Source organism: Arthrobacter sp. AZCC_0090 (assembly GCF_014207375.1).
Classification (GTDB): domain Bacteria; phylum Actinomycetota; class Actinomycetes; order Actinomycetales; family Micrococcaceae; genus Arthrobacter.
Map to the genome: position 1 here is coordinate 181,005 of NZ_JACHEE010000001.1, position 23,988 is coordinate 204,992.

Below are 23,988 nucleotides of genomic sequence, written 5' to 3' on the forward strand. Positions count from 1 at the left end.
GATCTGCCTGCCTACGCGAAGGCGTGGATTCTTTCGATGACTTTGAGGGTTTCAAGTGATTCCGCGGGGTCCACGGGCAACGGTCCATCCCCCCGAATGGCGGCTGCGAGTTCGGCATAGAACCGGGGGTAGGCGCCGGTTTCGGCAGGCACGGGCTCCTGGTCTCCGTCAGTCCCCAGGACGCCCCATGAACTTACGGGGTCAACGCCATAGGCGGGATCCGACGGCGACAGGCCGGCTGCGAGGGCCGCCTCCTGGCTGTCCAGTCCCCACTTGGTGTAACCGGCCTTCGAACCCAGAACGTGGAACCGCGGTCCTACCTGGGCAGCCACGCCGTTCATCCACAGCCTGGTCCGCACTCCCGAGGTGTGGAACAGGGACACGAAAGCCTCGGTATCGGCGCCCGCCGGGTGTTGTCCGTGGTTTGCTGTCTCGCCGTAGCAATCTTCAACGCGACCGAAAAGCTGCACGGCCTGGTCGATCAAATGGGCACCAAGATCATGGAGGATGCCGCCGCCTTCGGCCAGGGACGCGCTGTCCCGCCAATTGCCGAAGCCTTCGGGACGCCACCACTCGAATCGGGATTCGAAGCTTCGGATCTCTCCCAGGCCACCTTCCCGGATGACCTTCTGGAGCGTCAGGTAGTCCCCGTCCCACCGGCGGTTCTGGAAGACCGTCAGCCGCACACCGCCGTCGGACGCCCTCTCGATGAGCTCGTCACCGTGGGCGGACGTCGCGACGAAGGGCTTGTCCACCACCACGTGTAGGCCGTGGGCGATCGCAGTTGCGGCGAGATCGAAGTGGGTGATCGGGGGAGTGCCAAGGACCACGAGGTCAAGGTCCGGGGCCAGCTCGAATAGTGCTTCCGGAGTGGGGACAATCCGTGCGTCGGGGTAGATCCCGGCCGCTTCCGCGGCGCGCTCCGGGTTCGCCGTGACGATGACGTCGAGGGAATAGCTCGGGTCAGCAGCTATCAGCGGCGCATGGAAGACCTTGCCGGAGATCCCGAACCCGACGACGGCCGTGCGGATGGTAGCGCGTGCAGGGTTCCGCATCACAGGACTTCCGAAAGGAATCGTTGGAGCCGTTCACTGCGGGGGTTGTCGAAGAGTTCGGCAGGGGTGCCTGATTCCACGACTTCTCCTTCGTCCATGAAGACCACTTGGTCGGCGACTTTGCGGGCGAAGCCCATCTCGTGGGTGACAACCAGCATGGTCATTCCGCGTTTGCCCAGGCCGGCCATGAGGTTCAGCACTCCCTTGACGAGCTCCGGGTCCAGCGCACTCGTGGCCTCGTCGAAGAGCATGACCTCGGGTTCCATGGCCAGGGCCCGGGCGATGGCGACGCGCTGTTGCTGGCCACCGGAGAGATCGCGGGGGCGATGGTCCGCGCGTTCGGCGAGCCCCACTTCGGCGAGGCTGCGGTGGGCACGTTCCCTGGCTGCGGCCTTGGACATTCCCTTCACGCTCCAGAGCGCCAGGGCCACGTTCTCGAGGGCGGTGTGGTCCGGGAAGAGGTTGAAGTGCTGGAACACCATGCCGATGCGGCTGCGCAGGATGTCCGGTTTGACCGTGAGCGCGCTTTCACCGGCTAGGAGGACGTCGCCGCTCTTGGGTTCGTGAAGCCTGTTGACGCCACGGAGCAGTGTCGACTTGCCGGATCCGGAGGGGCCGATGATGCACGTGGTGGTGCCGGGCGCAACGTTCAGGCTGACGTTGCGCAGCACCCCGATGTCGCCGTACGCCATGGTCAGGTTTCTTAGCTCCAGGCTGGAACCGTGGAATGTCTGGACACCGGCGGCGGTGTTGTTGGTGCTCGTGCTGGCGCTCATGTGTTGCTCCCGGTGATCAGCGGCGATGCCGCGTCGAGTTCTGTGACTTCCTTCAGGCCGCTGCTCGGCGCGCTCGGACGACGGCGGCCCGTGCGGAAGCGGCTGTCGAAGTAGTTCACGAGGTGGGTCAGTGGCACGGTGATGACGAGGTAGAAGACGCCGGCCATGACCAAGGGCGACAGGTTTCCGGAGAGTACGGCGGCGTCCTGGCCCACCCGGAAGAGCTCGCGTTCGCTGACCAGTAGTCCGAGGAAGTACACCAGCGAAGAGTCCTTGACGATCGCGATGAACTGGTTCACCAGGGCCGGCAGGACCCGGCGGATGCCTTGCGGCACTACCACGAGCCGCATCGATTTGGCGTAGCTCATGCCCAGGGCCCGGCAGGCCTCGCCCTGGCCTTTGTCGACGCTTTGGATGCCGGCCCGGAAGATCTCACCGATGTAGGCGCTGGCGATCAGGCTCAAGGCGATAATGCCGAGCGGGTAGGGGGAGGGGCCGAAGATTGACTGGCTCAGCCGGGCGAAGCCCTGTCCGATCAGCAGGATCGTGAGAATCGCCGGGAGGCCCCGGAACAGATCGGTGTAGATACGGGCAGGGACGCGCAACCATGCGGAGGATGAGATCCCCATGACGGCAACTACCATGCCTAATGCGACGCCGATGATTGTGGCGGAGACCGAAATGATCAGCGTGTTCAACAGGCCGACGCCGATCAGCTGCGGCAGGACTTCGGCCATCGCGCCGAAATCGAAGAATGTACGTGTGATGGTGCTTAACCAGTCCATGGTTTGCTCTCAGACTTAGTTGGCTGTTGGGCGGGCGGACCGGGTGGGGTCCGCCCGCCTGCTAGCAGATGGCTTACTTGCTGGGCGCCGGGCTGGCGGTCTGCTCGGCCTTGGGCAGGTACTGGGTAGGCATCGGGGAGCCCGGGAACCACTTCTGGTAGAGCTTCTCCCACGTGCCGTCCTCCATGGCCGCGGCCAGTCCCTTGTTCAAGGCGTCCTTCAGGGCAGTCTTGTCCTTGGCCAGTGCGAACCCGGCCGGTGCGTCGAAGGAGGGAATGTCGGCGGCGCTGACCAGGCCGAACTGCTGTTCGTAGGACTTTGCGGCCTCGTAGTCGAGGAAGTGCGCGTCTGCCGAGCCGCTGTTCACGGCCGAGATCGCCGAGTTGTTGTCCGGGAAACGTACGAGGTTGGCGGAGGGGAAGTTCTTCACGGCATAGGCTTCCTGGAGGGTGCCTTGCACCACGCCGAGCCGCTTGCCGGCCAGGCCATTGACATCCTTGATCCCTGAGGTCTTGGTCGTCAGGACGGTCAGGTATCCGGCGAGGTAGCCGTTGGAGAAGTCCACGGTCTGCTTGCGCTTGTCCGTGATGCCGATGGCCGCAACCCCGACGTCGAACTGGCCGTTGGCTACCGCGGGCAGGATTGCCGAGAAGTCCTGTCCGGTGAAGACGACCTTGTCCACGCCGGCGCGGTGCGCGACGTCCTTGAACAGTTCCACGTCGAAGCCCGTGAAGTTTCCGGTCGCGTCCGTGAACGTATAGGGCTTGGCATCGCCCAGGCTGGCCACGCGGATGGTGCCGGGTTCGATGAGGCCGTAAGGGTTCCCGGCCGTCGACGACGAGGCAGGGGTCGATCCGCCACACCCGCTCAGCGCCAGGAGGGCTGCGACAGCAGCCGCAACGATCACACCTGGGCGGAAGTTCAGTCGTTTAGTCACAGCAAATTTTCCAATCATGAGAAGAAGGAAACGGCCCAAGGCCCTTTAAGAATTCCCTTGCTGAGTCCGGTCTCAGTGATTATGATTGAGACCGGACTCACAGGGGGTTGCAAAAAATGTAACCCAAACCACACTGGCCGTCAAGGCCCCTTCGGAAGGCATGCATGAGCAGCAACAGTTCGAGGCGGCGCGAGATTACTGTCGCCGACGTCGCGAAGGCGGCCCAGGTATCCAAGGCGCAGGCCGCACGCGCCCTCGGAAACTACGGCGCCGTCAGTGAAGAGGTTCGGGGCCGGGTCCTTGCGGCGGCGGAGGAGCTTTCCTACCGGCCCAACGAGCTGGCCCGCAGCATGAACACGGGGAAATCCAACACCATCGGGGTCGTCGTGGGCGACATCGAAAACCCGCATTTCGGACTGGCGACGAGGGGCATCACGGACACCGCCAAGAAGAGCGGTTACAACGTCATCCTGATCAACACCGACGAGGAACTCACCGCCGAAATCGAGGCGGTTCATGTCCTGCTCGATAAGCGCGTGGACGGGCTGATCGTGGCCCCGGCGTCGTCTGTTGAAACAGAACATTTACGATACGTTCACGAAACCGGACGTCCCTTGGTACTCCTGGACCGAAAGGCCGAGCGGCTGGACGTGGAGACCATCGCGGTGAGCATGGCCGAGATTTCCTACGAGTCCACCCGGTACCTCCTCGAGGCCGGACACCGTCGGATCGCGTTTATCTCCACCCTCAAAGCCGGCTCTCCGTACCGGGCCGGAATGGCGCTTGACTCCTCGCAGATCTCCGAGCGTCTGGAGGGCATGCGGCGGGCATTCACGGAAATCGGCTTGACGCTCTCGGAAGACCAGGTGAGGCTCAACGCCGGCGACGCGGATTCGATCCGGAATATCACCCGCGAGCTTTTGCTCATGCCGGAACCGGCCACCGCCATTGTGGCATCCGACGGCCTCATAGCACTCAGCGTCGTCGAAGCCATTCAGGAGCTGGGCCTTTCGATTCCCTCCGATGTTTCGTTCCTGATGTATGACGACTTTTCCTGGACACGCTTGACCAGCCCGCCGTTGACCGTCATTGCCCAACCCGTGTACGAAATGGGTGTGGCCGCTGCCGATGCGCTGATCCGGCAAATCGAGGGTCGGAAGCCCGCGTCCGACGGACCTGAATTTTCCGCCCGGCTGATCCGGCGGGGATCGGTCGCGATGGCGCGCACCGCGAGAGTCTAGATCCGAGCAGGGAACGACGACGACGGCGGGCGGGTGCGCCACGCTGGCGGTCGCACCGTTGCTTGTCAGTCCATGACCAGGTCGCGCGCGGCAGCAGCGATGTGGCGTGCGGAAATACCTGCGGCATTGAGCAGGTCCTTGGGTTCGCCGGAGCCCGGAAGTTCCCTTACGGCAAGCAGTGCCAGATGGAGCTTGGGAGTGTTGGCACTCGCGAGGGCTTCGAGGACGGCCGAACCCATGCCGCCTTGGGCGTAGTGGTCTTCTGCGACAACAATCCGACCGTCGGTTTCGAGGCACGTCCGGCGCAGGGTGTCGACGTCGATCGGCTTGACGGAGTAAAGGTCGATCACGCGGGCTTTGATTCCCGACTGGGCCAGTTGCTCGGCCGCTGCGAGGCATTCGTGGAGTGTGACGCCGGCGCCGATGAGCGCCACCTGGTCGTCCGGGCCCGCTCCGTGGACCTTGCTTCCGCCAAGGGGAAATTGTTCGTCCGGACCGTAAATCACCGGATAGGCTCCACGAGTGGCACGCAGGTAGGAGATTCCGGGGTTGTCTGCCATGGCGCTCACGAGTTGTGCTGTGGACGGGGCGTCGGCCGGGTATAGCACCGTGGAACTGTGCACCGCCCGCATGGCGGCAATGTCCTCCAGCGCCATTTGCGAAGGGCCGTCCTGCCCGATTTCTACGCCGGCATGCGTGCCGACGAGGCGGATGCTCACCTCCGAGACCCCCGCCATCCGGATGAAGTCGAACGGGCGCGAAACCAAGAACGCAGCGAAACTTGAAGCGAAAGCCACATATCCGCGCACCGAAAGGCCGATGGCTGCGGCAACGAGCTGCTGCTCGGCGATGAAGATTTCGAAGTACCGCTCCGGGGCTACCTCCTTGAAGTCCCCTGCGTGTGTCGAGTTCCCCACCTCCCCGTCGAGGACCACCACTTCGGGGCGGACCGCGAGCGCTGACACGGCTGCGCCGAAGGCGGCCCTGGTGGCGACTTTTTCGCCAACGTTCCAGTGTGGAAGCGTGACCGTAGCCTGGGCGTCCGGCGTGATTGCTGGAGCGCCGGACTCCGGAGGATGTGTGGTTACGTGGACGCTGCTTGGTCCGCCGAGGGCTGCGATGGCATTCTCGGCCATGTCGGCAGGCAGCGCCTTGCCGTGCCAGCCGTTTTGGTCTTCGATCTCCAGCACTCCTTTGCCTTTGATCGTTTTGGCCAGAATGACTGTCGGCTGATCAGGATCGCTCCGAGCCCGGCCCAGCGCGTCGTCGATCTCGGAAAGATCATGTCCGTCGATGATGAGGGCCTTGGCCCCGAAGGCTTCTACCCGCCTGGCGTAGGCGTCCATATCCCACTGCAGTTCGGTAGGGCCATCCTGGCCAAGCCGGTTGACGTCCACGACGGCGGTGAGGTTGCCGAGCTTGTAGTAGGCCGCCTTGTCGAGGGCTTCCCAGACGGATCCTTCGGCGAGTTCGCTGTCGCCGCACAACGTCCATGTGTGGAACGGCAGCCTGTCCAGCGATCGTCCTGCGAGGCATACGCCCACCGCGACCGGCAAGCCCTGTCCCAGGGAGCCGGTCGCCACGTCAACCCAGGGCAGCACCGGAGTTGGATGGCCCTGGAGCCGGGCACCGAACTGGCGATATGTGTTGAGCAGCTCATCTTCATCGACAACACCCACGGCCCGGTACATCGAGTAGAGGAGCGGGGAAGCATGCCCCTTCGAGAAAATCAGGTGGTCATTGTTCGGCAAAGAAGGGCGATTCCAGTCGTAGCGTAAGTGCCGAGTGAGGAGGACGGCCATGAGATCCGCGGCCGACAAAGACGAGCTGGGGTGGCCTGAGCCGGCACGCGTGCTGCACCTGATGGAGTCCACCCGAAGTTGCGTGGCCAGGGACCTGATGAAATCGGCTTCTCCGGTCTCCAAAGGTGCAGGGGATATTCTTGGATCTTTTGTCACTTCAGTTGCCTTCCATACACCCAGGGCGGCCGTTTTGTCCTGACTATTCGCCCCGCGGGAGCAGCCCAAGTGCTGAGACTCCCTGTGCTTTCTCTAACCGCAGGGCCCGTCAGTGCGCGTCCAACCGGTCAAGCAATTCTCCGAGGGCCTGGCGGATGTCGTCATAGTCGTATTGGCTTGCCCTGCTTTCGGCTGAAATCACCGCACACCGGTGGATTCTCTTGAAGTCGCCGTAGGGAAACTTGTAGCGGCCCTTCTGGCCTTCCGAATGTTCATCATCCATGCCGAGAAACCATCTCGAATATTCAGTGTCCCCATTCTTATCCAGGAACTTGTTCTCGTCCTGTGTTGAGGGTGCGTGCTCGCTCCAATCGTCACGGGTATCAATGACCAGTTTGCCGTCCCGGATGAGGCTCTTCGCATGTTCGAATGCCTTCTTGTTGAGTTTCACAACCATGGCTTCAACCTCCATCCTCAGACACGGGCTATGTCCGGCTCTTCCTGCCGACGATTGCGCCATAAATCAGCAGTATTACTACCGAGCCACCGACGGCGAGCAGCCAAGTCCGTACCGAGAAGAATTCCTGGAGGCCGCCACCGAAAATCAGGCCGCCTATCCACCCGCCGAGGATGGCGCCCACGACCCCCAAAAGCATGGTGATCAACAAGCCGCCGCCTTGCCTGCCGGGGATCAGCAATTTGGCAATTGCACCCGCGATGAGTCCCAGCAAAAGAAATCCTAAAAATCCCATCACTTTCTCGCTTCCTTGAAAAGAAATTCACCAATTGGTTGTCGAAATTACCCGGACCAGAGTGATTCCCGAATGGCCTACTCGATCGTGAGGGGCGGTTCTCCCAAAGGGTGGGTGGGCGGGAAGGGCAAGTCCGGGTCCGGATCGGGGACCGGGGAAGGGCCTGGCTCAGGCAGGGGAACCGGCTCGGGGCTTCCCGGCTGAGGCCCTGGTTGGGGTTCGGGGCCCGGGGTCGGGACGGGAGTTGGACCCGGCTCAGGCAGCGGCACCGGCTCCGGTGTTGGAGTTGGGCCGGGTTCCCTGGTGGGATCCGGGTCTCGCGTTGGATCGGGAGGGAATTCGCTCATTGCTTGCTCCTCGAATCGTGAATGGATCAAAACCGGGCGGCGTCAGAGCCGGCCCGTTCGCTAGCCGGCCCTGACGGTATTGCGGCCTATGTTCCCGGCTTGGTCTCGGTATCGGGCCGCTCAACATCCCGCTCGTCAGGGGCAACAGTGGGCGGCTCCTCTGTGGCGTAGTCGCCTTGAATCCCTTCAATGGGGACATCCGGGACCCTTTCCGCACCGTAGTCGCCCTCGGTGTACTGGCCAACGCGCAGGTCCTCGTTCGTGGCGGCGGGCGCCGTCAGATCAGGATCGATGGGTGGTAGTTCCGAGGTGGTCTCGACGCCGGACGCTTCCCCGCTGTCATCGACGTCGCCGCTGGTCACGGAGCCTCGCCAGGCGCCCGTTTCCTGGCCCCGTGCCTCGATGAACTTCTTGAACTTGTCCAGATCGGCAGAAACCCGCAAGTCGTCGATGCCGACGAGCGCGCCGGTCTTCTCGGCGAAATTCTCCGGCTCCCATTCGATCTCAACGTTGACTCGGGTGCGATCCGGGCCCAGAGGTTCGAAGCGCACAGAGCCTGCGTTCCGGGGACCGTCAATACTTGCCCAGCTGACCAGCGAATCCGGAACCTGCTCCAGGATTTGGGCGTTATAGTCGCGCTTGATGCCGCCGACGTTGGTGGAGAAATGCAATGCGGTTTCGTCGATCTGTTGGACCGACTCAACGCCTTTCATGAATTCCGGGAAAGTCTCGAACTGGGTCCACTGGTTGTATGCCACTGATACGGGCACTTCCACATCAATTGCTTGGTTAACGGTAGCCATGTTCATGCTCCTTTGGGTTGTCCTCGGTTGATCCGGTATTCGACTCGTCCAATTCGGCATCGGCTGACGGTACAGAGGCCAAACCGTCGCTGACCGCTTCCGATATCGATCCGCTTTCGCTGTCCTCGGGTTTCGCCTTCTGGTCGCCGGGTCCTGCTGTTTCTTGTTCCGGCGTAGGAGTTCCATAGCCTCCTGCGACCTCTTCCTCGGCTGAGTGCTCATGGTCCGTGTCCATGTCGTCCTTTCCGCGCTGGTTGAACCTGTTAATGGAAATCAGGGGAGCGGCCGCTAGAGACCCTTTCCTCCGGTGACCGGTAGAACGGCGCCAGAGATGTACGATGCTTCGTCGGAGGCAAGAAGGACATAGGCGGGAGCCAACTCCGCCGGCTGCCCCGCCCTGCCGAGGGGAGTGTCCTGCCCAAAGCCCGGTAGCTTGTCCGGCCATTCCGTCGCGGGAATCAGCGGCGTCCAGATGGGTCCCGGGGCCACGGCGTTTACCCTGATGCCCTTGGGCCCGAGCTCCTGCGCGAGGGCCTTGGTGAAGGCCACTTGCGCAGCTTTGGTCATGGCGTAGTCGATCAGTTGCGGTGAAGGATTGAACGCCTGGATGGAGGCCGTGACGATGATCGAGGCACCGGCCTTCATATGGGGGACTGCCGCGCGGGCCGTCCAGATCAGGGAATACAGGTTGGTCTTGAATACCCTGTCTATTTCATCCGTGGGCAGCATCGCAATCCCTTCCCGGTTCTTTTGGTATCCCGCATTCAGAACCAGGATGTCCAGCCGACCGAATTCGTCAAGGGCGCGTTCCACGGTGGATTGGCAGAATTCTTCGGACCGGGCGTCGCCCGGGAGGGGCAAGGCCCTGGTTCCCGCCTTCCGGATCCAATCCGTCGTGTTCCGGGCGTCCTCGGCTTCTTCCGGTAAGTGGGAGAACGCCACGTCCGCGCCTTCCCGGGCGAAGGCGATCCCCACGGCTGCTCCGATCCCGGAGTCACCTCCTGTGATGAGGGCTGCCTTGTGCGTCAATCGGCCGTGGCCCGCGTAGGAATGCTCGCCGTGGTCCGGAGCCGGATCCATCAGGCCGGTCAACCCCGGCTGCTTCTGTTCTTGCTGGGGGAAGGACCCCGAGTGGTAGCCCGAACGCGGATCCTTCGGCGGGGAAAGCTGTGCGATATCGGCCTGTTCCACTCCAGCTTGCTGCGATTCTGGCTGGTTCATGATCACCTTCTTCGTCGGCTTTTCAACCTTCGCGTCACCACCTACCACATCGAAACTAGTGGCCCGGGCGGACTCTGTCCATGGATTCGGGAAAATTGATCAGTAAACTTACTATATAGATCGATGAGGCGTGGATTAGTCCGATTTCCAGCTCCCGAATCAGGGACTCTGGTTATCGGAGCCCGTGCCTGATTTCGGTTCCAGTCGGCTGTACTTGGGAGACCAGGACAGCAGGGGGTATAGCAGCACCAGCGCCGCGAGGGCCAGGAGGATGCTGGCGCCAGCGGCAGTGCCCGCTTCCGGACCGAGGACAACGCTGAAGATTAACCACGCGCATCCCGCGATCAGCAAGGCGACGCAGGCGAGGACGGACTTGACGATTTTGTCCCCTGCGGCCACCAGGCGGGATTTGACATGGTGCTGGAAGAGCCTGCGATGCAGGCTGACCGGTACGAGCATCAGTCCGGTGGTCATTGTTGCGAGGACCACCAGCACCAAGTACAACCACTTTTCCAGCTCGGTCAAGGTGCCAAATCGCTGCTGGAATGGAAGAGTCAGCAGAAAGCCTCCGATAATCTGGACGCCGGTCTGCAGGACACGCAGTTCTTGGAGCAGCTCGTTCCAGTTGCGGTCCATCCGCTGGTCCTTCGACTCATGTCGAGTGTCGCCCTGCGGCACAGGCGGCAACGGATCCTCCGACCGGGTCATGATGGCTTCGGCAGCTCGCAACCTGCCACGGGGTTCAATCCCATGTAATTCAGTGGACCGGCAACAATGTTCAAAGTGATCGTTGCGAACTGGGAACACTGTGCGGGAACCGCATTGTAGTAGCCACGTTGGCCGGCGGCTACCGCTCCTATGACGAACCAGATCACCACGATCAGCCCGATAATCGACCCCAATCGCATCTGCCCTTCGACCAACCTCTCATCAATCCCGGATATCATCAGCTTACTTATAAAGTGGCATTGACAATAGGCTCCGGGTCGACCGCCATCGGCGACTGTCGCCGCCGTCCTCGTTGTGCGTCCGGTCAGTGTCCACTGTCTAGGATCGGAAGCGGCACCCGGTGGATGGAGGCAGGGTGGAAACTCACATAGGGACGTCGGGGTGGAGTTACGTCCACTGGGAGGACGTGCTCTACCCAGCGGAAACTCCCTCGCGCAACAGGCTCGGATACTATGTCGAGCAGTTCGACACCGTTGAACTCAACGCCAGTTTCTATCGCTGGCCACGCGAAGCATCTTTTGCCAGCTGGCGGCAACGGCTACCTGAAGGCTTCCTGCTCTCGGTCAAGGCTCCCCGTGGCCTGACCCACGGAAAGCGTCTCCACGCCCCGGAAGCCTGGGTCGAACGGATCAAGTCGGCGTGGCACGAACTTGGGGCGAGGCGTGGTGTGCTGCTGGTCCAACTTCCTCCCGATATGGAACGCGACGACGCACGCTTGGCCTATTTCCTTGACCTGATCCCCGAGTGGATAAAGGTCGCCGTCGAATTCCGCCATGATAGTTGGCACGACGGCGCGGTTTACGCCATGCTCGAGCACCGCCACATCGCGTACTGCGTCATGAGCGGGGCTCAACTCCCTTGCGTACTACGTGCCACAGCGCCGTTCGTCTATGTCAGGATGCACGGACCGGACCGCCACAACCTTTACGGCGGTTCGTACTCCGAGCAGGACCTGCGCTGGTGGGCGGAACGGATTGTGGAATGGGAGGCGGCGGGCAAGGATGTCTTCGTCTACTTCAACAACGATGGCGGCGGGAACGCGGTCCGTAATGCCCAGACTCTCCGCGCATTCCTCGGCAACAGTTAGCTCCGGGCTCGGTGGTCTCATGCCACTTGGGAGGGGTGAACCATGGACCGTTTCGGGCAGTTGTTGGGTACGGTGGATTCCATGGGCCACACCAAGAAGGTCAAGATGTCATCTTCATCACTGATGACGGTGATCTTGGCCTTTGCGGCAAATCTTCTTGTCGCCACGGCAAAGACATTTGCTGCCGTGATTACCGGGTCCGCATCCATGATCGCCGAGTCTGCCCACTCCTGGGCTGACACCGGAAACCAAGTCTTCTTGCTAATTGCTGAGAGGAGATCTTCAAAACAGCGGGACGTGGCCCATCCGATGGGCTATGGCAGGGAAGCGTACGTGTGGTCGATGTTCGCCGCCTTTGGCTTGTTCACCGCGGGTGCCGTGGTATCCCTGATGCACGGCATCCAACAGGTCTTCGCGCCGGAACCGGCAGATGACTTCCCGGTCGCTTATGTTGTCCTCGCCATCGCTTTCGTGCTGGAAGGAGCCTCGTTTATTCAGGCATTCCGGCAGGCCCGCGAGTCGGCAAAACGGCTCGAACGCCGTACTTTGGAGCAGGTCCTGAAGAGTTCGGATCCCACGATGCGCGCCGTCTTCGCGGAGGACGGTGCCGCGTTGATAGGCCTGGTCATCGCGTTCATAGGTGTCTTCCTGCACCAACTCACCGGATCACCTCTACCGGACGCTCTCGGATCCATTTTCGTTGGCATTCTTCTCGGTGCTATCGCGGTGGTGCTGATTGATCGCAATCGTAGGTTCCTCGTGGGTCAAGGCGTCACCCCGGAGCTTGAAAAGTCCATGGCGCTCCGGTTATTGGAACACACGGAGATCGAGCGTCTGACGTACTTGCATTTGGAATTTGTGGGGCCACGCAAGCTCTACTTGGTGGCAGCCGTGGATATCAAGGGAGATCTCCGCGAGCATGAGGTAGCGGTAGCCCTGCGCCGTGTGGAGCGTGAACTCGAGGACCACGAGACAGTGGAGGAGGCAGTGTTGACCCTCGCTACTGCAGACGAACCAGCGTTGACGTTTGAGACTGGTGTTCGCCCGAAAACCACCAGGTAACAGCACCTCCGGCAATAGCCACTTCCGGGGTGACCCCGTCTTGCGTTAAAAAACAGGTACACGCCACTCGCGCCATGCTGTACACAAGGATGTTGACTCAAGAAACCAACATCCGCGGCCTGACCGAGGACGGATCCTTGGCGGCCAGCCGCGCGCCATGGACGTCAGGGGGAACGGGAATCGGTGCCGGGCCGAGGACAACGCAGTCAACGTCGAGGAAGGCTGGAAATGGACGGGCAACAATGGATCTGGATCGTTGTGGCGATCGTGGTTATCGCACTGGTGGTCGCCGTCGTGGTTTTTGGTCGCCGCGCAAAGAACGCGGTTGACCGCAAGCGTGCCGCGGAACTCCGCGAACGAGCCCGCACCGACGCCCTCGGAGCACACGAGCGCAGCGCCGAGGCGGCCCGCGCAGAGGCCGACGCTGCCCGGGCGGAGAACGAGGCGGAACGGCTGCACAAGGAGGCCATGGAGAAGCAAAAGGCTTCCGAGCGAGCCAACGAAGTCTCGCAAGACAGGCTCCGGCGCGCGGAAGCCCTGGACCCTGATGCCGGCAATCCATCGGATAGGCGTGATACGTCCTCCGATAGGCGCGACGACGAAAGCGACGAATAAGGCCTGATCAGCCGATGGGCCGCGGCCTGATCGACGCTTTAGGCAGCGGTCACGCGCCCCCGGCCGTAGGTGTGGTTTGAGGTTGTTCGGCCAGTTCCTGGGTGGCGGCCCAACTCGCGAGTAGGCGCAGTGCGTCTGCAGAGGGCGAGCCAGGTTCTGCCGGATAGATGAACAGCGAGAGGCCGGTGTCCGCTGAGAGCTCCATCGCTTCGAACAGCAGACGGAGTTCACCCACCACGGGGTGGTGGAAATGCTTGAATCCGGTGTAGTGGCGGCGCACGTTGTGTGCGGCCCATCGGATCCGGAATTCGTCGCTGCGGGTGGAGAGCTCTCCAACGAGGTCGCTCAGCCCGCGGTCGAATGGGTCCCGGCCTGCCTCGGTCCGAAGGATGGCCACCATGTTGTTGGCTGCAAGTTCCCAGTCCGGGAAGAACCGCCGCGCTCGCTCTTCATCAAGGAAGATGAAGCGAGCGTAGTTGGCCGGCCGGGCAGGATTGACGTACATCTCTGAGTGCAAGGCATGGCCGAGTCTGTTGGCGGCGAGGATGTCCATGCGCGCGTTGCGAACAAATGCCGGCGCGTCGGTGATGGCGTCGAGGGCAAACTGAACGCTCGGCCGGACGTGTTGTGGTGACGTTCGCCGCTGTCGCTTGCTTGTTCCGGCGGTGCGGGCCAGATCGAACAAGTGCGCACGCTCGGCCTCGTCAAGTTGCAGAGCCCGGGCCAGTGCTTCCAGCACGCTTTCGGACACTCCGGCAAGGTTTCCGCGTTCGAGCCGCGTGTAATACTCAACGCTTACCCCGGCTAGGTTCGCGACTTCGCCGCGGCGAAGTCCGGGCACTCGCCGATTGCCGCCCGATGCCGGTACCCCCGCCTGATCGGGCGTGAGCTTCGCGCGCCGGGAGGCGAGAAAATCGCGAACGTCATTCCGGTTGTCCATGCGATCAACGATAGTTACGATCGTCCGCGTTGAGGGAGTTCCTGCCAGTATCTCTATCGGCAAAGGCTTCCGAAGTCTAGAAAATGTGGAAGTCGCCGGCGTCGGCGTTCGCGGACGGGTACACCACGGGCTCCCGCCCCAATTCAAGCAGGATGTCGTTGATGCTCATCTGCCCGTCCAGTTGCACGGCCGGGACGAAGGCGGTTTCGGATTCGACTTCAGCGGTCATGGTTCAATCTTATGTGCGGCGAGGTGCGCGGACGCGCTGAACACGCGGCCTTCAGGGTAAGACGCCGAGGGGTGCCTTATGTTCGGCATCACGGCTTCTGGGATGCAGCCGCGGAGGGGGAGAGATCGGACAGCGAAAGCGGATGATTCGGCGCCTCGGGGAAGGGGTAGCTGGTAGTCACCCCCAGGTCCGGACTGACGTGGACCAGTGCGCCGGCATCCAGCGGACTCCACCCCTGGTTGTCATCCATCGGTTCGGTGGCGATGAGGACGTGCCCCGAAGGGGAGAGATCCTTGCTGTGCGCGCGGATGCGGGTGCTCCGCGCGTCGAGGGGAACTGCCTCGTCGGGGCGGGCCGGCAATCGTTCCAGAATGTGCAGCTCGTGCGTGTCCGGGTACCTGACCGCCCACAGTTCGGTCGCCGTCGTCAGGATGAAGTTCAGGCTGAACACTGGAAGCTCGGTGGCGATCCAGCTGATCGCCTGGGTGATGCCTTTCCCGATGTTGCCGTCTGCACGTCGGCTCTCGGCCGTGATTAGCGCGAAGAGGCGCTCACTGTCGGTCTGACCCTGCACCAGATCCGCAACTCCGAATTCAGCCAACCGATGATCCAGCCGTTCAAGATCGGCGAAGGTGCCGTTGTGGGCGAACAGCCGCCCGTCCTGCTCGAAGGGGTGCGTGTTGACCATGGTGTGCGCGCCGGTGCTGGCATACCGCACATGGGCCAGGAACGTCGTGCTCTTCAGGACCCGCGCCTCACGCGCGAAGGCGTGGTCCTCCCATGCGGCGAGCGGCTGCTTTGCCACGTGGGCACTACCGTCCGCGTCAAAGGTACCGATGCCGGCGCCGTCGGGCTCGCGCCGGCTCTGGTCAGCGAGACTGTCCGGTGCGTCCAAGAGCCAGAAGGTGGCCCGGACTGGCTGCGAACCGGCATGCAAACCGAACAATCGGCACATGGGCGCTCCTTGCATAAAGCTGCTGGCTAGTGGTGGAACGCCTGTGTTTGCCCACCGGCGGGCATTGGTGCGGTGAGGCTATCCAAATAGGCAACCTCCTTTTTGAGATCGGCCAGAAAACTGGATGCGAGGTCGCGCGTGAAGCCATTGCGGACAACGATCCTCTGGACAGTAATCTCGCTCAGTCCCTCGGGCATCGGGTACGCGGGGACGAGCCATCCATTCATCCGGAGCCGCTCGGACAAGTGGTGAAGGTTCCAGTTCTCCGTGTAGCCGTCAGCGAGTTGCCAGGCAAAGACCGGGATGTCCGATCCGTTGCTCCACAAAGTGAATGACTCCATAGCCCCTATTTCACTGGAGAGATACAGCGCCACGTCCTGGGAGGTTGACTGAACGGATTTGTATCCCTCGTATCCGAGGCGGAGGAACAAGTAGTACTGCAAGAGCACCTGAGCGCCGGGGCGCGAGAAGTTCAGGGCGAAACTGGGCATGTTCCCACCCAAGTAACTGACGTGGAAGATCAGATCCTCGGGGAGCGCCTGCTCATCCCGCCAGATGACCCATCCAAGGCCTGGATAGACCAAGCCGTACTTGTGGCCCGAGGTGTTGATCGAGGCAACCCTTGGCAAACGGAAGTCCCACATAGTCTCCGGATGTAAGAAAGGGGCAATCATGGCACCGGATGCGCCGTCCACGTGGATCGGAATATCCAGGCCGCGCCGTACCTGTATTTCGTCCAGCGCCTCGGAGATCTTTTCGACAGGTTCATAAGCCCCTGTGTAGGTGACGCCCATGATGGCCACAACGCCAATGGTGTTCTCGTCCACATACTTGTCCAGTTCGTAGCCGTCAAGCACCGGGGGTTCCTTTGACACTGGAACGTACCGGGCTTCCACGTCCCAGTAGTTGCAGAACTTTTCCCAGCACACCTGCACGGCAGAGCTGAGGACCAGGTTGGGTTTGCCCGTCGAAAGGCCAGCCGCCCGCCGTGTGTGTTGCCAGCGACGCTTCAAAGCCAGGCCGCCTAGCATGCACGCCTCCGATGAACCGATCGTTGAAGTCCCAACGGACTTGGCGGGATCGGGCGCGTTCCACAGATCTGCGAGCATGCGCCAGCAACGGGTCTCGATCAACGCCGTCTGGGGGTATTCGTCCTTGTCGATCATGTTCTTGTCGAATGTCTCGGCGTAGAGCTTGGACGCTTCCGGTTCCATCCACGTCCCGACGAACGTCGCGAGGTTGAGCCGGCTGTTCCCGTCCAACATGGCTTCGTCGTGGACAACTTGGTAAGCAGTCGAAGGCAAGGACTCGCCGTCCGGAATCGTGAAGCGCGGGAAGATGCTCGATTCTCCCGGCCGGCTGAACACCGGATTCAGCTCAACTGCAGTCTCGGGTTCATGGGCTGATGTTCGGTGTGACCTATTGATGGTTCGCTCCTTTGACTCGCCACGGCGCTCGCCGTGGGCGGTGCCACGGCCTGCCAAGGCCACGCTACCGCGGGTGGTCGCCGCCCCCAAGCCCCAAGGCATGGTGCCAAAGAGGCTGTAGGGGCATAATCGCAGGGGACGTAGCTCTGTCACCGCGATCGTAGGAGGCAACAATGTCGATGCAGGACACCCCGGAAGGCGGCCAACCGGTGGGAACGCGAAGCGTCCCGCTGCCTGGATCAGAAAGGGCCCCCGCCCCGGGCGTCAGGGACATTCTCGGTCCTGTAGACCCATCGCGCCGGATTGAGGCGACGGTCATCCTCCGGCGCCGAGGGGAATTGACCGAAGTTCCGTCCGCCCCTCTTTCGCGGGACGAACTGGCCTCGCGGTATGGCGCATCGGCGGCGGATCTCGATCTCGCCGTCCGCACTTTTGCCGACTTGGGTCTCGACGTTGTCGAGTCGGACGCAGCCAGCCGCAGGATTCGGCTGGCTGGCACGGTGGAGCAGCTGAGCAGTGTTTTCGGAACGTCCCTGGATGAGCTGACGAGCCGCAGCCCGGACGGCACTGCGGTCACTCACCGGCACCGGACCGGAGGCCTGCAGGTCCCCGCCGCCCTCGACGGCGTCGTTGTCGCAGTCCTTGGCCTTGACGACCGACCCCAGGCCCGGGCTCAGTTTCGCGTCATTCCCCTGGCTGCAACGGGCACCAGCTACACCCCGCCCCAGTTGGGAAAGATCTACAACTTCCCTGACGGAACGGACGGGACAGGCCAAACCGTGGCCATCCTCGAACTTGGCGGCGGGTTCGGGCAACAAGACCTCGAGACCTATTTCCAGGGACTCGGTATTCCCACACCGACCATTACCGCAGTGGGAATCGACGGCGGAGCGAACCAGCCGGGGCAGGATCCGACCGGTGCCGATGGGGAAGTCCTACTCGACATCGAAGTTGTGGGTGCCTTGGCCCCGAAAGCCAATATTGTGGTCTACTTCGCACCCAACACTGACGCTGGATTCCTGGACGCGATCGTCGCGGCGTCCCACGCCAGCCCGGCGCCCGCCGCGATCAGCATCAGTTGGGGGCAGAACGAGGACGCGTGGACAGCCCAGGCCCGGACGGCGTTCGACCAGGCCATGGCCGACGCCGCGGCGCTCGGGGTGACGGTGACAGCGGCAGCGGGGGACAACGGCAGTGCCGACGGCGCAACGGACAGCAAGGACCACGCCGATTTCCCGGCGTCGAGCCCGCATGTGCTTGCCTGCGGCGGAACCCGTCTTCAAGCAAATGCCGCGACGGGTGTCATCAGCGCGGAGACTGTTTGGAACGACGGCCCCAACTCAGCTACCGGCGGAGGGTACAGCGATGTTTTTCCCGTTCCGTCCTGGCAGTCGGGCGTGACCGGACACGCCAAGCACAAGCCCGCCCCCAAGAAGCCCGGACGAGGCGTGCCCGATGTCAGTGGCGTCGCCGACCCGCAGACCGGCTACCAAGTTCGCGTCGACGGGAAGGACATGGTGATCGGCGGAACCAGCGCGGTGGCACCACTCTGGGCCGCGCTGGTCGCCCGGCTCGCCCAGGCCACCAACAGGCGTTTCGGGTTGATTCAGCCGCTTCTCTACCAAAACGGGACCCATCCGGCGTCGGGCTTCCACGACATCACTACCGGCACCAACGGAAGCTACCATGCGGGGACCGGCTGGGATCCGTGCACCGGTTTGGGCAGCCCGGACGGTAAGGCTCTCCTTGCATTGCTGGAGGCCAAGCCCTGAGGGGGACGCGCCAATGCCCGTCAGCTTACCGCCAAAAAGCCACTGCCCAAGCGGGCGTGGCTCGGTAGACTGGGGGTGTCCTAGGTTAACCGCAGGATTCAAAGGAGGCTGCACAATGGCTGGGTACTTTGAGCTGGTCGACGCACCCGATGACGGGTACAGGATTGCATTGCGCGACGGCGACGGCGACATTCTCGCGATGTCCACGACGTTCGCCACCAAGCAGTTGGCTGTCCGCGGGATATCCACACTCAGGGAGATCGCCGGAACGGCCCTTATCAAAGACCGGAGCCACGGAAAGTGGACCCCTTCGCTTGAGCGGCAGGTTCACCGGCTGCATCTCCTCCATCAGCCCGCATGGCGGACGCACGAGTTGAGGAAAGCCACTAGCCGCTGACAGGGTGAAGGCCCTCATGAGTCAGGGCGGCACCGGCATCTTTCGTCGCGTACGCGACGACATAGGTGACGCCGGACTCGGAGTTGCGCCCAGTGCCGTCCTTGTGGCGACCCATCGGCAAATATCCGCTTGAGGTCGAGCCTTCCATGCCCCGAAACGGCACGCCCCCGCTTGCTTTGGTGGCCCCCGCCGGAGCGGATACGATGGACGATGGCTGGCTGTGGTCCCCGTACGCCACAAGCTATGAAGCCTTATCAATGAATAGGAGACACCCGTGTCAGATGCCCAGCAGATCACCCTCATCGTCGATGGCGAAGAGACCAAGGTGACGGAGGGGACCACCGGCGCGGAACTCTTCTTTGAGCGCCGCGACGTCGTCGTGGCCCGTGTCGACGGCGAACTCAAGGACCTTGACCAGGTGCTGCCTGAAGGCGCTCAGGTTGAAGGGATCACCATCGACTCGCCGGACGGCCTGAACGTCCTGCGCCACTCCACCGCACACGTCATGGCCCAGGCCGTGCAGCAGTTGCGTCCGGACGCCAAGCTCGGAATCGGCCCCTACATCACTGACGGTTTCTACTTCGACTTCGACGTTACTGAGCCCTTCACTCCTGAAGACCTGCGCCAGCTCGAAAAGATGATGCAGAAGATCATCAACCAGAACCAGAAGTTCGTGCGCCGCGTCGTCACCGAAGACGAAGCCCGCGAGGCCATGAACGGCGAGCCCTACAAACTCGAACTGCTGGGCAAGAAGAACCACGCCGCCGACGCCGGCGAGGGCGTCAACGTTGAGGTGGGCGCCGGAGACATCACCATCTACGACAACGTGGACCGCAAGAGCGGGGACAGCGTCTGGTGCGATCTGTGCCGCGGACCGCACTTGCCCAACACCAAACTGATCTCCAATGCCTTCGCCCTGACCCGCTCCTCGGCGGCCTATTGGCTGGGCAACCAGAACAACCAGCAGTTGCAGCGAATCTACGGCACCGCCTGGCCCACCAAGGACGCCTTGAAGGCCTACCAGGAGCGCATTGCCGAGGCAGAGCGCCGCGACCACCGCAAGCTCGGGGCCGAGCTGGACCTGTTCTCCTTCCCGGACGAGCTGGGATCGGGCCTGCCGGTGTTCCACCCCAAGGGCGGCATCATCCGCAAGGCCATGGAGGACTACTCCCGCCAGCGCCACGTGGATGCGGGATACGAGTTCGTCTACACCCCGCACATCACCAAGGGGCACCTTTACGAGGTCTCCGGACACTTGGACTGGTACAAGGAAGGCATGTTCCCGGCGATGCACATCGACGCGGAGCTGAACGAGGACGGCACCGTGCGCAAGCCCGGCCAGGACTACTACCTGAAGCCGATGAACTGCCCCATGCACAACCTCATCTTCCGCTCGCGCGGCCGATCCTACCGGGAACTGCCCCTTCGGCTCTTCGAATTCGGCTCTGTGTATCGCTACGAGAAGTCCGGCGTTGTGCACGGACTGACCCGCGTGCGGGGCATGACACAGGACGACGCCCACATCTACTGCACCCGCGAGCAGATGAAGGACGAACTCACCACAACCCTGAACTTTGTCCTCGGCCTGCTCAAGGACTACGGGCTGGACGATTTCTACCTTGAACTGTCCACCAAGAACGAAGACAAGTTCGTTGGTGAAGACGCTGCCTGGGAGGAAGCAACCCGCACCCTGGCTGAAGTCGCAGAGGCTTCAGGGCTCGAGCTGGTTCCGGATCCGGGTGGAGCCGCGTTCTACGGCCCGAAGATCTCCGTGCAAGCCAAGGACGCGCTGGGCCGTACCTGGCAGATGTCCACCATCCAGCTGGACTTCAACCTGCCTGAGCGTTTCGAGCTCGAGTTCCAGGCGGCCGACGGCACCCGCCAGCGTCCGGTGATGATCCACCGGGCCCTGTTCGGCTCGGTGGAGCGCTTCATGGGTGTCCTCACCGAACACTACGCAGGGGCCTTCCCGGCTTGGCTCGCGCCGGTACAGGTTGTCGGCATTCCGGTGGCGGAGGCATTCAACGACTACATGTTCGACGTCGTGGACCAGCTCAAGGCCGCTGGCATCCGTGCCGAGGTAGACATTTCCTCGGACCGCTTCCCGAAGAAGATCCGCACCGCGAGCAAGGACAAGATTCCCTTTGTCCTGATTGCCGGTGGAGAGGACGCGGAGGCCGGTGCGGTGTCCTTCCGCTTCCGTGATGGCAGCCAGGACAACGGGGTGCCCGTTGCCGAGGCCGTCCGTAGGATTGTGGACGCCGTCAAGAACCGCGAGAGCTGACGAGCCGGGCAACGCGGGGGCGGGAATAGTGCAGGAGAACACGGGCATGACAGCTGACTATCCGGGCGATGCCGAAGTGACCGACGACTTCGGCCTAGCAGGTGTTCCTGACGCCTTCCAGCGCCTGTGGACTCCGCACCGGATGGCCTACATCAAGGGCGGGCCGAACCAGTTCAAGAATCAGGACGATTGCCCGTTCTGCGTGGCTCCAAGCCGCACAGACGAGGAATCCCTGATCGTGCACCGCGGCAAGACGTGTTACGTGGTGCTCAACCTGTTTCCGTACAACCCCGGCCATCTTCTCGTGTGCCCATACCGGCATGTACCGGACTACACGGACATCACCGTGGAGGAAACGGCTGAAATGGCGGAGCTCACGCAGACCGCAATGCGTGTGCTGCGCAAGGTGGCCAACCCGGCCGGCTTCAACCTGGGCATGAACCAGGGTGTGGCCGGCGGGGCTGGAATCGCCGCTCATCTACACCAGCATGTGGTTCCGCGCTGGGGTGGGGACGGAAACTTCTTCCCCATCATCGCCCAGACGAAGGCCATCACGCAGACCCTTGACGAGGTTCGCCAGCAGGTAGCCGACGCCTGGCCGGAAGAGTCGGATCTGTCCGGGGAGACGGATGCTTAATCGGCACGCCCGCGGGTTTTTCACCGGACTGTTCTCGCCCCTTGCCCGGTTCCTGCTCAAAGTGGGGGTCTCGCCCGACACGATTACCGTCGTCGGGACCGTTGGGGTAGTGCTCGGTGCCCTGATTCTCTACCCGATGGGTCAGCTCTGGTGGGGTTCGCTGCTGATCGCGGTCTTCGCTTTGTCCGACGTCGTGGACGGCATCATGGCGAGGGAGCAGGGCCGCAGCGGCCCTTGGGGAAACTTCCTCGACTCCACGCTAGACCGGCTGGCCGACGGCGCCATCTTTGCCGGCGTCGCCATTTGGTTCTTCACGGGCGGCGGTAACAGCGCGATTGCTATTGCGTCCCTGGCCTGCTTGGTGCTCGGGATGGTGGTTTCGTACGCTCGCGCCAAGGCTGAATCACTGGGCTTCTACGCCAATGTGGGAATCGCCGAGCGTGCCGAGCGGCTCATCTCGGTGCTGCTCGTCACCGGGCTGACCGGCCTGGGGCTACCTCCGGTCGTGTTGCTGGTGACCCTTGTGGTGCTCGCCGCGGCTACGGGCGTCACGGTCATCCAGAGGATGGCAGCTGTCCGTGCGCAGGCCATGGCAGACGTCGACGGTGGGACTCCGGCCTAGGCGGTGTGCGGCACCCGCCGAGCGCCTCCAGCCACTTGCGGATCTGCGTGGCCGGAAGCTGGTAATCAAGTACGACGGGCCCAGCGCAGGGGACTAGTATTGAAGTTACTTGGTCAATGTGACCTGGAAATCCGGTGTGCGCTGTGCGTGGCCCCTGTCCGCCTGCGCCCCGGCCAAGGTCTTCTATCTACCCATAGGGGTTTTTGTGTCTACACCTGATGTAAGCAACGAAGCCGGTTCGTCCGCAGCCAGCGTTACGGGCAGCAGCCGCGTCAAGCGCGGTATGGCCGAGATGCTCAAGGGCGGCGTCATCATGGACGTCGTCAACGTCGAGCAGGCCCGCATCGCCGAAGATGCCGGTGCCGTAGCCGTGATGGCGCTCGAGCGCGTTCCCGCGGACATCCGCGCCCAGGGCGGCGTGTCCCGCATGTCGGACCCGGACATGATCGATGCGATCATTGCCGCCGTATCCATCCCCGTCATGGCCAAGGCCCGCATCGGCCACTTCGTCGAGGCACAGGTCCTGCAGTCCCTGGGCGTGGACTACATCGATGAGTCCGAGGTCCTGACCCCGGCCGACTACACCCACCACATCGACAAGTGGAACTTCACGGTTCCCTTCGTCTGCGGCGCCACCAACCTCGGCGAGGCGCTGCGCCGCATCAACGAGGGCGCGGCCATGATCCGTTCCAAGGGCGAGGCCGGCACCGGGGACGTCTCCAACGCCACCACGCACATGCGCCAGATCCGCGCCGAGATCCTCCGGCTGTCGACGCTGCCCGAGGACGAGCTGTACGTCGCGGCCAAGGAACTGCAGGCCCCGTACGAGCTCGTGAAGGAAGTCGCCGCCACCGGCAAGCTCCCCGTGGTGCTGTTCACCGCCGGCGGCATCGCCACCCCGGCCGACGCTGCCATGATGATGCAGCTGGGCGCGGACGGCGTGTTCGTCGGCTCGGGCATCTTCAAGTCCGGCAACCCGGCACAGCGCGCCGCCGCCGTCGTGAAGGCCACCACGTTCTTCGATGACCCCGACGTCATCGCCAAGGTCTCCCGCGGCCTGGGCGAAGCCATGGTGGGCATCAACGTCGAGGAAATCCCCGAACCCCACCGCCTCGCAGAACGCGGCTGGTAGGACTCGCCTTGGGGGAGGGCGCCGGCAGGCCCCGATCCTCTGCGTGCTATTCCCACGCGCGGTTGGCGCGCCGGCGGGCCCCGATCCTTTGCGTGCTATTCCCCACGCACGGCTAGGCCGCTTCGCGGCGAGCCGGACGCAGGGCCCCTTTTACGCACGCTGCCGGATCCGTGCCCCCCCTCCATGTAGTGCGGCTTAGTATGACGCCGGCCGGTCACCACGAAA

26 protein-coding genes are annotated in these 23,988 nt (G+C 62.8%); 10 read left to right on the forward strand and 16 right to left on the reverse strand.

Features of this window, described 5'->3' with window-relative positions; all coding sequences use genetic code 11:
* Positions 1 to 11: 11 nt before the first annotated feature.
* From HNP00_RS00895 to HNP00_RS00910, 4 genes are all read right to left on the reverse strand, one after another.
* On the reverse strand, positions 12 to 1,055 hold the full coding sequence (locus tag HNP00_RS00895) for a Gfo/Idh/MocA family oxidoreductase (RefSeq protein ID WP_184734943.1): 1,044 nt from the start codon (positions 1,053 to 1,055) through the stop codon (positions 12 to 14).
* The gene (locus HNP00_RS00900) at positions 1,055 to 1,831 is read right to left on the reverse strand and encodes an amino acid ABC transporter ATP-binding protein (protein ID WP_311770460.1); all 777 of its coding nucleotides are present in this window, start codon (positions 1,829 to 1,831) and stop codon (positions 1,055 to 1,057) included. The genes HNP00_RS00895 and HNP00_RS00900 overlap by 1 nt, the downstream gene beginning before the upstream one ends.
* Entirely contained in the window at positions 1,828 to 2,616 is a 789-nt protein-coding gene (locus HNP00_RS00905) for an amino acid ABC transporter permease (RefSeq protein ID WP_184734945.1), read from the reverse strand. Before HNP00_RS00905 ends, HNP00_RS00900 begins: the two co-directional genes overlap by 4 nt.
* A 73-nt stretch (positions 2,617 to 2,689) precedes the next feature.
* Positions 2,690 to 3,553 carry an ABC transporter substrate-binding protein gene (locus HNP00_RS00910; RefSeq protein ID WP_395893766.1) on the reverse strand — a complete coding sequence of 288 codons (864 nt, stop codon included), beginning with the start codon at positions 3,551 to 3,553 and terminating at the stop codon, positions 2,690 to 2,692.
* A gap of 164 nt (positions 3,554 to 3,717) precedes the next feature.
* Here HNP00_RS00910 and HNP00_RS00915 point away from each other — a divergent pair, with 164 nt between their 5' ends.
* Positions 3,718 to 4,794 carry a LacI family DNA-binding transcriptional regulator gene (locus HNP00_RS00915; protein WP_184734950.1) on the forward strand — a complete coding sequence of 359 codons (1,077 nt, stop codon included), beginning with the start codon at positions 3,718 to 3,720 and terminating at the stop codon, positions 4,792 to 4,794.
* 65 nt (positions 4,795 to 4,859) lie between these two features.
* On the opposite strand, the gene HNP00_RS00920 is transcribed toward HNP00_RS00915, so the two are convergent.
* From HNP00_RS00920 to HNP00_RS00950, 7 genes are all read right to left on the reverse strand, one after another.
* Complete coding sequence (locus HNP00_RS00920; protein ID WP_311770461.1) at positions 4,860 to 6,752, reverse strand: transketolase; 1,893 nt, start codon at positions 6,750 to 6,752, stop codon at positions 4,860 to 4,862.
* A gap of 109 nt (positions 6,753 to 6,861) precedes the next feature.
* Positions 6,862 to 7,209, reverse strand: a complete 348-nt coding sequence (locus HNP00_RS00925) for a hypothetical protein (protein WP_184734952.1) — start codon at positions 7,207 to 7,209, stop codon at positions 6,862 to 6,864.
* A 28-nt stretch (positions 7,210 to 7,237) separates the two neighbouring features.
* The gene (locus HNP00_RS00930; protein ID WP_184735617.1) at positions 7,238 to 7,504 is read right to left on the reverse strand and encodes a GlsB/YeaQ/YmgE family stress response membrane protein; all 267 of its coding nucleotides are present in this window, start codon (positions 7,502 to 7,504) and stop codon (positions 7,238 to 7,240) included.
* A gap of 433 nt (positions 7,505 to 7,937) precedes the next feature.
* A complete protein-coding gene (locus HNP00_RS00935) occupies positions 7,938 to 8,654 on the reverse strand; it encodes an SRPBCC family protein (RefSeq protein ID WP_184734954.1) in 717 nt (238 codons plus the stop codon).
* Complete coding sequence (locus HNP00_RS00940) at positions 8,641 to 8,889, reverse strand: hypothetical protein (protein ID WP_184734956.1); 249 nt, start codon at positions 8,887 to 8,889, stop codon at positions 8,641 to 8,643. The genes HNP00_RS00935 and HNP00_RS00940 overlap by 14 nt, the downstream gene beginning before the upstream one ends.
* Before the next feature lie 53 nt (positions 8,890 to 8,942).
* Positions 8,943 to 9,875 (reverse strand): SDR family oxidoreductase, encoded by a 933-nt coding sequence (locus HNP00_RS00945; protein WP_184734958.1) that lies wholly within the window; start codon positions 9,873 to 9,875, stop codon positions 8,943 to 8,945.
* Positions 9,876 to 10,034: 159 nt separating this feature from the next.
* Positions 10,035 to 10,583 (reverse strand): DUF6328 family protein, encoded by a 549-nt coding sequence (locus tag HNP00_RS00950; protein WP_184734960.1) that lies wholly within the window; start codon positions 10,581 to 10,583, stop codon positions 10,035 to 10,037.
* A gap of 376 nt (positions 10,584 to 10,959) precedes the next feature.
* On the opposite strand from HNP00_RS00950, the gene HNP00_RS00955 reads away from it, so the two are divergent.
* The 3 genes from HNP00_RS00955 to HNP00_RS00965 all read left to right on the forward strand — a co-directional run bounded on the left by HNP00_RS00955 (position 10,960) and on the right by HNP00_RS00965 (position 13,368).
* On the forward strand, positions 10,960 to 11,691 hold the full coding sequence (locus HNP00_RS00955; RefSeq protein ID WP_184734962.1) for a DUF72 domain-containing protein: 732 nt from the start codon (positions 10,960 to 10,962) through the stop codon (positions 11,689 to 11,691).
* Positions 11,692 to 11,772: 81 nt separating this feature from the next.
* A complete protein-coding gene (locus HNP00_RS00960) occupies positions 11,773 to 12,753 on the forward strand; it encodes a cation diffusion facilitator family transporter (protein WP_184735619.1) in 981 nt (326 codons plus the stop codon).
* A gap of 228 nt (positions 12,754 to 12,981) precedes the next feature.
* The gene (locus HNP00_RS00965; RefSeq protein ID WP_184734964.1) at positions 12,982 to 13,368 is read left to right on the forward strand and encodes a hypothetical protein; all 387 of its coding nucleotides are present in this window, start codon (positions 12,982 to 12,984) and stop codon (positions 13,366 to 13,368) included.
* 49 nt (positions 13,369 to 13,417) lie between these two features.
* Here the strand turns inward: HNP00_RS00965 and HNP00_RS00970 are convergent, their stop codons facing one another.
* The 4 genes from HNP00_RS00970 to HNP00_RS00985 form a co-directional block, all read right to left on the reverse strand.
* Positions 13,418 to 14,308, reverse strand: coding sequence for a helix-turn-helix transcriptional regulator (locus tag HNP00_RS00970; protein WP_184734966.1), 891 nt, complete (start codon positions 14,306 to 14,308; stop codon positions 13,418 to 13,420).
* 76 nt (positions 14,309 to 14,384) lie between these two features.
* Positions 14,385 to 14,537 (reverse strand): hypothetical protein, encoded by a 153-nt coding sequence (locus HNP00_RS00975; RefSeq protein WP_184734968.1) that lies wholly within the window; start codon positions 14,535 to 14,537, stop codon positions 14,385 to 14,387.
* An 88-nt stretch (positions 14,538 to 14,625) separates the two neighbouring features.
* Complete coding sequence (locus tag HNP00_RS00980) at positions 14,626 to 15,492, reverse strand: class II glutamine amidotransferase (protein WP_184734970.1); 867 nt, start codon at positions 15,490 to 15,492, stop codon at positions 14,626 to 14,628.
* A 26-nt stretch (positions 15,493 to 15,518) separates the two neighbouring features.
* Positions 15,519 to 16,919: a glutamate decarboxylase gene (locus tag HNP00_RS00985; protein ID WP_184735622.1), complete on the reverse strand. Its 1,401-nt coding sequence runs from the start codon at positions 16,917 to 16,919 to the stop codon at positions 15,519 to 15,521.
* 173 nt (positions 16,920 to 17,092) lie between these two features.
* Here HNP00_RS00985 and HNP00_RS00990 point away from each other — a divergent pair, with 173 nt between their 5' ends.
* Entirely contained in the window at positions 17,093 to 18,691 is a 1,599-nt protein-coding gene (locus HNP00_RS00990; RefSeq protein ID WP_260404704.1) for a protease pro-enzyme activation domain-containing protein, read from the forward strand.
* Between the two features lie 115 nt (positions 18,692 to 18,806).
* Positions 18,807 to 19,088, forward strand: coding sequence for a YegP family protein (locus tag HNP00_RS00995; protein WP_184734972.1), 282 nt, complete (start codon positions 18,807 to 18,809; stop codon positions 19,086 to 19,088).
* Here HNP00_RS00995 and HNP00_RS01000 read toward each other — a convergent pair.
* The gene (locus HNP00_RS01000; protein WP_184734974.1) at positions 19,078 to 19,236 is read right to left on the reverse strand and encodes a hypothetical protein; all 159 of its coding nucleotides are present in this window, start codon (positions 19,234 to 19,236) and stop codon (positions 19,078 to 19,080) included. The two genes, HNP00_RS00995 and HNP00_RS01000, sit on opposite strands and share 11 nt — an antisense overlap.
* A gap of 126 nt (positions 19,237 to 19,362) precedes the next feature.
* Between HNP00_RS01000 and thrS the strand changes: the two genes are divergently transcribed.
* The 4 genes from thrS to pdxS all read left to right on the forward strand — a co-directional run bounded on the left by thrS (position 19,363) and on the right by pdxS (position 23,763).
* Positions 19,363 to 21,372, forward strand: coding sequence for a threonine--tRNA ligase (gene thrS / locus HNP00_RS01005; protein WP_184734976.1), 2,010 nt, complete (start codon positions 19,363 to 19,365; stop codon positions 21,370 to 21,372).
* 28 nt (positions 21,373 to 21,400) lie between these two features.
* On the forward strand, positions 21,401 to 22,009 hold the full coding sequence (locus HNP00_RS01010) for an HIT domain-containing protein (RefSeq protein WP_184734978.1): 609 nt from the start codon (positions 21,401 to 21,403) through the stop codon (positions 22,007 to 22,009).
* Positions 22,002 to 22,631 (forward strand): phosphatidylinositol phosphate synthase, encoded by a 630-nt coding sequence (pgsA, locus tag HNP00_RS01015; RefSeq protein ID WP_184734980.1) that lies wholly within the window; start codon positions 22,002 to 22,004, stop codon positions 22,629 to 22,631. Before HNP00_RS01010 ends, pgsA begins: the two co-directional genes overlap by 8 nt.
* Positions 22,632 to 22,836: 205 nt before the next feature.
* Positions 22,837 to 23,763 (forward strand): pyridoxal 5'-phosphate synthase lyase subunit PdxS, encoded by a 927-nt coding sequence (pdxS, locus tag HNP00_RS01020; RefSeq protein ID WP_184734982.1) that lies wholly within the window; start codon positions 22,837 to 22,839, stop codon positions 23,761 to 23,763.
* Positions 23,764 to 23,988 lie beyond the last annotated feature (225 nt).